This is a genomic window from Streptosporangium sp. NPDC049046 (genome assembly GCF_040649155.1).
In the GTDB taxonomy this organism is placed as follows: domain Bacteria; phylum Actinomycetota; class Actinomycetes; order Streptosporangiales; family Streptosporangiaceae; genus Streptosporangium.
The window spans coordinates 205951-217131 of the sequence record NZ_JBEZEZ010000015.1; the positions used below are offsets into that span (position 1 = coordinate 205951).

Annotated in this window: 9 protein-coding genes; 6 read left to right on the forward strand and 3 right to left on the reverse strand. The window is 67.1% G+C overall.

Going from position 1 to position 11181, the window contains the following annotated elements; genetic code table 11:
* The first annotated feature begins 127 nt into the window (after positions 1-127).
* Complete coding sequence (locus AB0B96_RS22690) at positions 128-967, forward strand: helix-turn-helix transcriptional regulator (RefSeq protein WP_362901496.1); 840 nt, start codon at positions 128-130, stop codon at positions 965-967.
* Positions 967-1398 (forward strand): DUF397 domain-containing protein, encoded by a 432-nt coding sequence (locus AB0B96_RS22695; RefSeq protein ID WP_362901498.1) that lies wholly within the window; start codon positions 967-969, stop codon positions 1396-1398. Before AB0B96_RS22690 ends, AB0B96_RS22695 begins: the two co-directional genes overlap by 1 nt.
* Positions 1399-1674: 276 nt before the next feature.
* On the opposite strand, the gene AB0B96_RS22700 is transcribed toward AB0B96_RS22695, so the two are convergent.
* Complete coding sequence (locus tag AB0B96_RS22700; protein ID WP_362901500.1) at positions 1675-2904, reverse strand: cytochrome P450; 1230 nt, start codon at positions 2902-2904, stop codon at positions 1675-1677.
* A gap of 455 nt (positions 2905-3359) precedes the next feature.
* On the opposite strand from AB0B96_RS22700, the gene AB0B96_RS22705 reads away from it, so the two are divergent.
* Positions 3360-4130 carry a hypothetical protein gene (locus AB0B96_RS22705; protein ID WP_362901502.1) on the forward strand — a complete coding sequence of 257 codons (771 nt, stop codon included), beginning with the start codon at positions 3360-3362 and terminating at the stop codon, positions 4128-4130.
* Positions 4131-4360: 230 nt separating this feature from the next.
* On the opposite strand, the gene AB0B96_RS22710 is transcribed toward AB0B96_RS22705, so the two are convergent.
* Positions 4361-6718 carry an excinuclease ABC subunit UvrA gene (locus AB0B96_RS22710; protein WP_362901524.1) on the reverse strand — a complete coding sequence of 786 codons (2358 nt, stop codon included), beginning with the start codon at positions 6716-6718 and terminating at the stop codon, positions 4361-4363.
* Between the two features lie 76 nt (positions 6719-6794).
* Here AB0B96_RS22710 and AB0B96_RS22715 point away from each other — a divergent pair, with 76 nt between their 5' ends.
* Both AB0B96_RS22715 and AB0B96_RS22720 read left to right on the forward strand, forming a co-directional pair.
* Entirely contained in the window at positions 6795-7586 is a 792-nt protein-coding gene (locus AB0B96_RS22715) for a TetR/AcrR family transcriptional regulator (protein ID WP_362901504.1), read from the forward strand.
* Positions 7587-7614: 28 nt separating this feature from the next.
* Positions 7615-7800 (forward strand): DUF6203 family protein, encoded by a 186-nt coding sequence (locus AB0B96_RS22720; RefSeq protein ID WP_362901506.1) that lies wholly within the window; start codon positions 7615-7617, stop codon positions 7798-7800.
* A 306-nt stretch (positions 7801-8106) separates the two neighbouring features.
* On the opposite strand, the gene AB0B96_RS22725 is transcribed toward AB0B96_RS22720, so the two are convergent.
* Positions 8107-8874: a hypothetical protein gene (locus tag AB0B96_RS22725; RefSeq protein WP_362901508.1), complete on the reverse strand. Its 768-nt coding sequence runs from the start codon at positions 8872-8874 to the stop codon at positions 8107-8109.
* 174 nt (positions 8875-9048) lie between these two features.
* Between AB0B96_RS22725 and AB0B96_RS22730 the strand changes: the two genes are divergently transcribed.
* Entirely contained in the window at positions 9049-10986 is a 1938-nt protein-coding gene (locus tag AB0B96_RS22730; RefSeq protein WP_362901510.1) for a cobalamin-dependent protein, read from the forward strand.
* Positions 10987-11181 lie beyond the last annotated feature (195 nt).

Consider the following 11181-nt stretch of genomic DNA (forward strand, 5'->3'; position numbering starts at 1 on the left):
GGCTATCATTATGCGAGACTTCCTCAATCCGCAACTGCTGATTGATGAGAAATCCCAAATTCGCGACTGAAGCGTCAAGCAGCGTTCACGAGAAGTCATCACATAAGCGGACATAGAGGTGACGAAAATGCGATACAGCCTGTCGGTCCGAGGACGCCGGCTCCTGCGAGAAATACGCGGCATTCGTGAGAAATCTGGCCTATCCCCAGAACAGGTCGCCAAACGACTCGGCTGGTCTCGTTCGAAGATCTACCGCGTCGAAAACGGAGAGAGCCGCCTCATTCTGGAAGACCTCGAACTGCTCCTCGGCGTCTATGGCGTAGCCTCCCCGCAGGCCGAAGCGCTCGGCAAGCTCTGCCGAGAGGCATGGAAGCGCGGTTGGTGGCTGGCCTACAGCGACATGTACAAGGGTGGGTCGTACTTCGTCCTGGAGGACGACGCCTCAGCGATCACCTTCCTTGTTCACAACATTCCGGGACTGTTGCAAACCCCCGAATACGCCCACGCCCTGATCGCGGGGACCCTGTTGGACGGCTCCGAGCAGGAGATCCGCAGACGTGTCGAGGCGCGGGTCACCCGGCGCCGACTTCTTACTCGTGCCGAACCGCCCCAGATAAGCGTCATCCTCAACGAAGCCATCCTGTGGCGAAAGATCGGCGGCACCCAGATCGCCTGCGCCCAACTCGACCATCTGATCGACGTCGCCGCGCACCCGGCGGTCACCCTTCAGGTCGTCCCTCTCGCCGCAGGCAGTTACTCCGGTTTGGACGGCGAATTCACCATTCTGGACTTTCCTGACAAGGAAGACCCTCCCGTGGCCTATCTGGAGGGACTTTTCGGAGATATCTTCGTGGAGGCACCCGGTGACGTCGCCCGATATAACCGGGCCGTCGAGGTCGCGCGTGAGAAAGCCCTCGCCCCCGATGAGTCGGTGACGCTGATCAAGGACGTGAGAAAGGCGATCTGATGACCGATGATCAGAATTGGATCACCAGCAGCTACAGCGGCAGTGGCCAGCAGTGTGTCCAGATGAAGCCGATGCCGTCCGGGGTCGCCATCCGCGATTCCAAGAACCCGGAAGGACCCCGGCTCCTGTGCACCCCCGATGCCTGGAGATCCCTGGTGACCGAGGCGCGGAACGGCTCCTACGACCTGCCCTCTCAACTTCCCGAAACACCATCCCACCTGCCCAAACCGGCAGCAGCAGCCCTCGGGTTGGCCGCCGCCGAATGGCTGTCCACTCCCAACCCCGGCGACACCCACCTGTCGATCGCGTTCGTCGACGCCCACATAGCGATGCGTCTCACCCCCACGGAGGAAACGCTCGTGTTCACTCCAGGCGAGTGGAACGCGTGGTTGTCCGGAGCCAGAGACGGCGAATTCGACCACCTCGCCTGAGCTGATCAGACTCCGCAGGCTAAGGCGAGTTTTCATCTGAGATCCGCTGGTTCTGTCCGGTGGCCGCTTGAGGTGAGGGTCCCCGCTGCTGTGGGGACTCTCACCCGTCTACGAGTACTCGCCGCAAGCATCGCCGCATGGTCGCCTCGGGCTCAGATTCTCACGATGCCATGAGTTCGCACGGATACCGAGACGCAAGTGGTGACGACGAAGGTGGCTCCGGTGCTTCGGGGTCCCTGTCCGGGGTTTCGGAGCAGGTGGTGGTACTCGGCCGTGCTACTCGACGGCGTGTAGGTGTACGGGGAGTTCCTGGTGACCGTTGCTGATGAGGGTGGGTATCGGACGCAATGTGTCGGCCGGTGTCGCGAGTGACATGGCGGGGAAACGCTCGAAGAGCTGACGCAGGGCTTCTGCGACTTCGAGGCGGGCCAGTGGAGCGCCGAGGCAGAAGTGCACGCCGTAGCCGAACGCCAGGTGGTCCTTCACCTTGCGCGTGACGTCGAAGGTGTCGGCGTCCGGCCCGTGCCAGTCGGGGTGACGGTTGGCGGCCCCGTACGCGGCGAGGATGGGGTCTCCTGCGGCGATGACCTGCCCGTCGGGCAGCTTGATGTCGGTCACGGCGAAGCGCAGCGGCAGATACTTGATGGCGGGCTCGGCGCGAAGGGTTTCCTCCACCACGTCCTCCCAGGTGGCTTCGCCGGTGCGGACGAGGTGGAGCTGGCCGGGGGACGTCAGCATCGCGAGGACGGCTTGGTCGATGACGTTGACGGTCGTTTCGTACCCCGCGTTGATCATCAGAATCATCGTGTCGCGCAGTTCGACATCGGTGAGGCCGGCGCCGTCCGACTCCTCGTCGCGTGCCGCGATGAGGAGGGAGGTCATGTCGTCGCCGGGGTTGTCGCGCTTGGTGGCGATCAACTGGTCGGTGGCCTCGAAAAGACGTGCGGTGTTGGCCTTGGCCTGCTCAGGCGTGAGCGTGCTGTCGAAGACGTTGTCGACGAGCTGCCGGAAATCGTCCCGCTGGTCTTCGGGTACGCCCATCAGGTGGCCGATCACGGCGATGGGCAGCGGGTAGGCCAGCCGCTCACGCAGGTCCACCACCTGGCCGTGGGACAGCGCGGCCAGGGCGTCGACCAACTCGGTGACCAGGGATCGGACGGTCGGCCTCAGTTCGGCGATGCGGCGTGCGCTGAAGGCGGGGGCGATCATTCGCCGTAACCTGCGATGGTCGGCGCCGTACGCGGTGAGCATGCTCTGCACCTCGATCCACAGGGCGAGCGGCCACGTGCCGATCGTCTGCTGAAAGGCCGGGTAGTGAGCGCGGCCGTTCTTGGAGACGTCGGGGCTGGTGAGCAGGGCCTTGAGAAGGGCAGGGTCGGTGACCGCCCAGGCGCGCAGGCCGAGGATGTCCACGGGGGTGGCCGGACCACGAGCCCGCAGGGCCTGGTATTCGGCGTGCCGGTCGGCACCGGTGGGATCGATGACGAACGGGAGAGGCTGGGACATGCGTCTTCTCCTTCAGGTCGTGGCGGCGAAGCAGAGAGAAGGCGACCTCACGGGCACACTGGGTCGCTCTGCCTCGCCACGTCGGTCCGATGCGGAATGGCGGGGTCTGTCTTAGGCCGTGTCTTGAGTGATCCGGTCCTGGCCGAACGGCCGGGTTGGTGGTGCTCAAGGCGGCCGGCCGATGGCATTGATCCGGTCGCAGGCGTTGACGAAGGTGATGGTCGATGTCCTGCACACAGTTGACCGGGTAGCCCGGCCATACGTGACAGGAAGCCGGGTGTGACGCACGTCTCAGCTGTGTGCCGTCTTTCCCCTGCAGGTCCGCAGGTGCCCGGCGTCGACGTTCCGTTGCGTGAGCTCGGCATAGGCCCCGTGGCCGACGACCAGATTGACGATCCGGTCCGCTTCCGACGGACCCGGGGTGGAATGACGGTCCTGGCCTATATGGTCCCGGGATGAAATCCGCTTCCACCACCGTTTCCGGCCCATGGCGGGAACAGCTGACCGGCGCCTTCGAGATCCTGCTCGGCCGTCCGCTGGCGAGTTTCGACGCCGACGCCGTCTATGCGACGTTCTTCGGCGGCGACCTCATCAACGAGCTCGGCTTCGCGCGGGACACCGCCTGGGTGACCCCGGCGGCCCTTCGCGGCGCCGAGCCGGTCGTCTGGGACTGCCCGATCTTCGACCTGGAGGAGCCGCTGCCGGAGTTCGACGCGAGCCGGTCGGTCTTCGAGTTCGACAAAACCGGGCTGCCGCCGGAGTTCGAGGCGGATCTCGCGGCGGCGTGCTTCGCGGGTCGGCTCGTCCTGGGCGGTGACCTGGCTTCCTTGTCCGCACGGTACGACCTCGCCGCGTCCGATCTGCGCGACACGTGGACCGTCTGCTATCCGCGGCTGGTCTCGGACGGCACGCTTTTCGACGCGATGCGGGTCGCCACCGCGCTCGGCACGGGCCCGGAAAGCCTTCTTCCCTTTGAGACCGAGGCGGCCGAGGAGTGGCAGGAGGCGCTGGCCGGCCTCACGCCACCCGAGTTGTCCGCCCACCTGAGTTTCTTCTGCACCGAGGGCGAGGAGGGACTGATGTACCTGCGAACCGAGCGGTCGGGCGGCGACCTGCTCGCCGAGCAGGGGTGCACGCTGATCGCCAACTGGGAGGAGGGACAGAGCCAGGTCGAGTTCGCGGTCGTCCAGGTCGGCGAGTTCCTGGCAGGACCGCGCCCGTCCTGAAGAAGACCCGTCAGGGCCGGACGGTAGGCGGCGCGAGGCCGCCTGCCGTCCGGCTTTTCGCCCGGGTCCGTGTGACCAGGCGCGAAGTGGTCGTGAGCGGCGGGGAGCGGGCGGCGTGACCGGAAACACGTGCCGGGCGGGATGACCCGGGAAATGCCGGGCGTCGACCTCTGTCGGTGCGGTACGGCGCGAGGTGACGTCCCGCGTTCCGGAGAGCTCTCCCCATGTGCCTATCGGGTGGTGTTCCCGCCCAGGTAGGTCCGCAGGTGCCGGGCGGTGAGGGAGTCTCCCGTCGAGACGAGGTCGGCGGGGGTGCCGGTGAAGACGATCCGGCCGCCGTCGTGTCCGGCTCCGGGACCGAGGTCGATGATCCAGTCGGCGTGGGCCATCACGGCCTGGTGGTGCTCGATGACGACGACCGTGTTGCCGTCGTCGACGAGCCGGTCCAGCAGGGCGAGGAGCTGGTCCACGTCCGCCAGGTGCAGGCCGGTGGTCGGCTCGTCCAGCACGTACGTGGTGGCCTTCTCCGCCATCCGGATGGCGAGCTTGAGCCGCTGTCGTTCGCCGCCGGACAGGGTGGTGAGCGGCTGGCCCAGGCCGAGGTAGCCCAGGCCCACGTCGGAGAGCCGGTCGAGGACGGCCCGCGCCGCGCCGAAGCTCGCCTTCGAGGCCGCAGGGGAAGAGGCCGTGCCGGGAGCGAAGAAGTCGCGGGCCTCGGCCACCGACATCGCGAGCACCTCGCTGATGTCCTTGCCGCGCAGCTTGTGGGTGAGCACCTCGGGGGTGAACCGCTTGCCCTCGCACTGCTCGCACACCGACGCCACCCCGGCCATCATCGCCAGGTCGGTGTAGACCAGGCCGATGCCCTTGCAGTTGGGGCAGGCTCCCTCGGAGTTCGCGCTGAACAGGGCGGCCTTGACCCCGTTCGCCTTGGCGAAGGCGGTGCGGATCGCGTCGAGCAGCCCGCTGTAGGTGGCCGGGTTGCTGCGGCGCGAGCCCCGGATCGGGGCCTGGTCGACCACCGCGACGTCGTCCCTGCGGGGGAGCGAGCCGTGGATCAGCGAGCTCTTGCCCGAGCCGGCGACGCCGGTGACCACGGTGAGCACGCCGAGGGGGATGTCGACGTTCACGTCCTTGAGGTTGTGCAGGCGGGCGCCGGTGATCGACAGTTGCCCGCTGGGCTGCCGTACCTTCTCGCGCAGGCGGGCCCGGTGGTCCAGGTGGCGGCCGGTGAGGGAGTCCGACGCGCGCAGCCCGGCCACGTCGCCGGTGAAGCAGATCCGCCCGCCGGAGGAGCCGGCGCCGGGGCCGAGGTCGACCACGTGGTCGGCGATCTCGATCGTCTCCGGCTTGTGTTCGACGACCAGGACCGTGTTGCCCTTGTCGCGCAGGCGCAGCAGCAGGTTGTTCATCCGCTCGATGTCGTGTGGGTGCAGCCCGACCGTGGGCTCGTCGAAGACGTAGGTGACGTCGGTCAGGCTGGAGCCGAGGTGGCGGACCATCTTCACCCGCTGGGCCTCGCCCCCCGACAGGGTGGACGACTCGCGGTCCAGGCTCAGGTAGCCCAGGCCGATCTCCACCAGTGACTCCAGCGTGTTGCGCAGGGTGGCGACGAGCGGCCCCACCGAGGTGTCCTCGATGCCCCGGACGAAGTCGGCCAGGTCGCTGATCTGCATCGCCGCGCAGTCGGCGATGTTGCGGCCGTCGATCTTCGAGGCGAGCGCGGCGGGGTTGAGCCTGCTGCCGCCGCACGCGCGGCAGCTCGTGAACGTCACGGCCCGGTCCACGAACGCCCGGATGTGGGGCTGCATCGACTCCCGGTCCTTGACGAGATAGAGCCGCCGTACCTTGACCAGGAGCCCCTCGTAGGTGGTGTTCATCGTGCCGATTTTGATTTTGGTGGCGGGTTTGTGCAGGAAGTCCTCCCACTGGGTGGGGGTGTAGTCCCTCAGCTTGACGTCGGGGTCGAAGAACCCCGAGTGGGCCAGGCCCTGCCAGTACCACGAGTCCACGGTGAAGTTGGGGGCGGTGATCGCCCCCTCGTTGAGCGAGCGGTCGACGTCGACGAGCTGGGAGACGTCGATGTCGGAGACCCGGCCGAGCCCTTCGCACTCGGGGCACATGCCCTCGGCGCTGTTGAAGCTGAACGCGCTCGAGGTGCCGACGTGAGGGGTGCCGATCCGGCTGAAGACGATCCGCAGCATCGTCTGCGCGTCGGTCGCGGTGCCGACCGTGGAGCGGGAGTTGGCGCCCATCCGCTCCTGGTCGACGACGATCGCCGCGCTCAGGTTGCGCAGGCCGTCGACGTCGGGACGGCCGAGGCTCGGCATGAACGACTGGACGAAGGCCGTGTAGGTCTCGTTGATCAGACGCTGCGACTCCGCCGCGATGGTGCCGAAGACGAGGGAGGACTTCCCGGAGCCGGAGACCCCGGTGAAGACGGTGAGCCGCCGCTTGGGAATGTCGAGCGAGACGTCGGCCAGGTTGTTCTCCCTGGCGCCGCGAACCTCGATCACGTCGTGGCTGTCCGCGGCGGCCGGGCGGCGCCGCGGGCCGCCTGATCCGACCGGTGTGGCGGGTGGGAACACGAACCTTCTCACGCGATATCCTTAGGGTGTAAAGAGTTAGCCCGGCAAAGTTAGTTTATGCCGTAAGGAGTTGCAAGTGGTCGTCTTCGCCGGACAGGGCGACGCGCGCCGTTCGATGGCGCTGCTGTGGCGTACCACCAGGTCGGACCAGGCGCGTCCCGGGCCCAAGCCCGCGCTGAGCGTGGACCTCATCGTGGACACGGCCGTCGCGATCGCCGACTCCGAGGGGATGGCCGCGCTCTCCATGCGCGCGGTGGGCGAGCGGCTCGGACGCACGGCGATGGCCCTCTACACCTACGTCCCCAGCAAGAGCGAGCTGGTCGACCTGATGTACGACCGGGCCCTCGCCGAACTGTCCACCCACCACGACCTGGAGGCGGGCTGGCGGGCGGCCGTGACCTCCTGGGCGCGGGAGGCGTGGGAGTTCTACATACGGCATCCGTGGATGCTGCAGGTGTCGCAGGCCCGCCCCGTGCTGGGTCCCAACGAGTACGTCATGATCGAGGAGCTGATGCGGATCCTCCGGGAGACCGGGCTGGACGCCGGGACGCTGCGGCGCGTCGCGGGGACGCTCTCCTGCTTCGTGCGCGGGGCGGCGCAGACGGTCGCGGAGGCGCGTCAGGCCCCGGCGGCGACCGGGCTGTCCGACGAGGAGTGGTGGTACGCCCGCTCGGCCCTGCTGACGGAGGTCGCCCCCGATTTCGCCGAGCGGTTCCCCACGCTGACCTGGATGGAGGGCGAGGGCGCCTACCAGGCTCAGGACGAGACCGTCCCCTACCTGGAACAGGAGGGGAGAGACACCTTCGCCGCCGGGCTCGTCATCCTCCTGGACGGGATCGAGGCGGCCATGGGCGAAGCCGATGCCTAATCGGGCCGCTGAGGGGCAGGGGGCCCCTATGAAAAAGTTCTTCAAGGTCGTAGTGGCACGAAGGTTGTCTCGTACACCGATAGGTCTGGCGATCCTGGGGGCGGGCTGGTTCCTGGGACGGCGGCGCAGGCAGCGTGAGCAGGAGCAGGCGGGGCGAGGGCGGGAGTACGCGACGCGGGGAGGCGGGCGCCCGGTCCGCTCTGGCCGCCGCTGAAAACCTCCGGGGTCGACGCCCCGGCCCTCGCGCGCACGGGCACGGTCGTCTCGGCAGGCGCCGGTCGGACGGGGCTCGGCGGGGCGTCGACCGTTGCCGCGCCTCACCGTCAAGGCACCGGCAGGACACCTGTAGGACCGAGCGGACGCTCGATGGGGCGAGCGGCGAGAGGACAGCGGGGCGAGAGGACAGGGGGAACGACGAGAGGGCCCGGTCGATCATCGACCGGGCCCTCTCGTCGTTCCCGTGTTCCCCGTACCGCTTCCGGATCTCCCAGGTGTCCCGGAGCCGCCGGGGCCGGGAGGCTCAGCTGAACATCGCCTCCATGGTCTCGTGCGACTGCTCCTTCTTGGCGTCGGACTCGCTGCCCCAGCAGGTGTTGAGGATGATCCGGGTGCGGTCCTCCGACAGCGGGACCGTGCGGTGCAGCGTCGTGTCGGAGCGCAGGAAGTAGATGTCGCCGGTCTCGTGGGCGTAGGTGCTGATCGGCTGCTTGATGAGGTGGTCGTGGACCCGGGGGTCCTCCTTCACCCAGTTGGTGTGGGGGACGCACTGGAGCATGCCGCCGTACTCGCTGCTCGGCGCCTCCATGATCCAGATGAGGGTGAAGCTGAAGTCGCCCCAGTGCCAGCCGTGGGTGTCGCCCTGCTTCTCCTGGCGGATGATGACGTACTTCTCCTCGTCCCAGGGGCAGGCGACGACCGGCTCGTTGGCCAGCCGGCCGAGGAAGTCCTTGAGGGTGGCGGAGTCATAGAGCTCCGGGATCAGGGTGCTGTCCTGTGCGATGGACTGCTGGCTGACCGTGCTCATCTTCCTCGGCGAGTTGCTGGTCTCCTTGAGGTTGATGTCGATCCGGCGCGCGTGCAGGTCGAGCAGCCGGTCCACCTCGTTCGAGACGAGATCCTTGATCTCGCCGGAGACCACGTTCCGCAGCTTGACATAGCCGTTCCTGCGGAAATCATGGGAAAGTTTACGGATTTCCCAGGGGTCCTGAAAGGTCTTTTCGAGATGCTCCGCGATCCGATCGTCGAGTGAGAGCTTCCGGTGGCCGGTCTCGTAGTTGGGAGTCGGCATGCGTTTTCTCCTCCGTGGTTATCGAGTCCGTGGTCATCGAGGTTTTCAGAACCGTAACACGCGATTGGCGGACGCAAATGGCGTGCGTTGTTCGTCCACTCCCGCTGTGAAACCATAAGCGGATTCCATCCGACCGGCTTCAGCGATTACTCAGACTACGCAGGGACGAGCGTCATGAACACCAAAGTCACATTCGTCGAGCTGTCTGCATTCGAGGCCATCCTGCCCCTCGCCTCCGGTTACATGCAGGCCTACGCACAGCACGACCCCGAGGTGGGGCCGCGATGTGAGTTCGAGATCTTCTCCGCACCCGTGTCCGCGAACCGGGAGGAAGTGATCGATGAACTCCTCGGCAGGCGCAGCGACGTGTACGCCATCAGCTGTTACATCTGGAACATCGGATTCGCGCGTGCCGTGCTGGCCGCGCTGCACGAGCGGCTCCCGAAGGCCCAGTTCATCCTCGGCGGCCCGCAGGTCATGCAGCACGCCCACGAGTACGTCCCCCCGGAGCAGGAGAACGTCGTCGTCTGCAACGGCGAGGGCGAGAAGACGATGGTGCAGTACCTGAGGCAGGTCCTCAGCGACGACCCCGACTTCGCCGCCGTCCACGGGATCAGCTTCTGGCGGTCGGGGGAGCTCGTCACCACCGAGGCCGCCGAGCGGGTACGCGACCTCATGGAGGTGCCCTCGCCCTTCACCTCAGGCGTCTTCGAGGAGGGCAAGTACACCACCGCCATCCTGGAGACCAACCGCGGATGCCCGTTCAGCTGCGGTTTCTGCTTCTGGGGTGCGGCGACCAACGACAAGGTGCACAAGTTCGAGGACCAGCGGGTCCGCGACGACATCACCTGGATCAGCAAGAACAACTTCGTGTCGATCTTCATCGCCGACGCCAACTGGGGCATGGCCCCGCGCGACGTGGAGCTCACCCGCCACCTGGTGGAGTGCAGCGAGGAGAACGGCTACCCGGTGATGGTCTCGATGGCCGCGGCGAAGAACAAGCCGGACCGCATGGCCGAGATCACCGAGATCCTCGTGCAGGGCGGCCTGCTGACCAGCCAGCCCATCTCGCTGCAGTCGATGAGCTCCAAGACCCTCGAACTGGTCGACCGCTCGAACATCAAGCCCGCGACCTACACCGAGCTGCAGAGGACGCTCAGGGAGAAGCGCATCAGCTCCTACATCGAGCTGATCTGGCCGCTTCCCGGAGAAACCCTCGACTCCTACAAGGAAGGGGTCGCGGAATTGTGCCGGCTGCGTGCCGACACGCTGATCGTCTATCCGCAGCTCCTTCTTCACAACACCTCCATCCACGCGAAGCGCGACCTTCTCGGAGTGCAGGTCGAACGCGTTCCCAGTGATGTCACGGAAGCCGATGTCGTGGTCGGCACGAACTGGGTCAGCCGCGAGGAGTGCGAGCGTGGAACGTGGTTCTACTACGCGGTCCACTCGCTCTACAACCTGCGCGGCCTGTATTATCTCGCCAATTATCTGGAGAGGTCGGGCAGGAGAAGTTTCGAGGATTTCTTCACCGACGCCGCGACATATTTCGAGAGCCGTACGGACACCGAGGTCGCGACTTTCTTCCGCGATTCCGTGGAGAAACTCTGGAACTATGACTTCCATAATTTCGGGATGGTCGCGCATCTCGTCCTGCATTCGCACCGCGAGGAGTTCGACGCGTTGCTCGTCGACTTCGCCCGCAGTCAGTCCTGGTGGCGGGACGCCGGGGCGCGGGCGGCGTTCGAGCTCGACCTGCTGGCCCGGCCCTACATCTACCTGGCCAAGCCGAAGCCGCCCCGCTACGACTTCACCGAGCTGGGCGTCGAGTCGCGCGCCGGGGCGCGCGGGAAGACGACCTCGGTCGTGGACATGCCCGCCGATCTGGCGGCCCTGCTCATCGACCTCGACGTGACCGGCCTGGAGGCGGGCCAGGAGCTTCTGACCCGCTTCGAGCTCGACCACCCGCGCGGGCGCAAGCTGCCGTTCATGCCGGAACGCAGCCTGGAGCACAACGCCTCCTACTGCCAGGGCATGGTGCTGCGGCTGCGGGAGTATCTCCCCACCTGGCGGCCCGAGTCCGAGACCGCCGCGCTTCCCGGGCGGCGCTGAGCACCTCCCGTCGCGCTGCCCGGCAGAGGCGCGGAGCCGTCCGCCGGGCCGCCCGCGAGGGCGCGGGGTCGCCGGGGCCGCCAAGGTCACCGCGGCCGTACGCGATGAGGGTCGTGGCCGCGGGTGACGAAGGACCGAGGCCGCGCATGACGAGGGCCCGGGGGGGGGGTGCGGCCGGGGCCGCGGGCTGCGCCG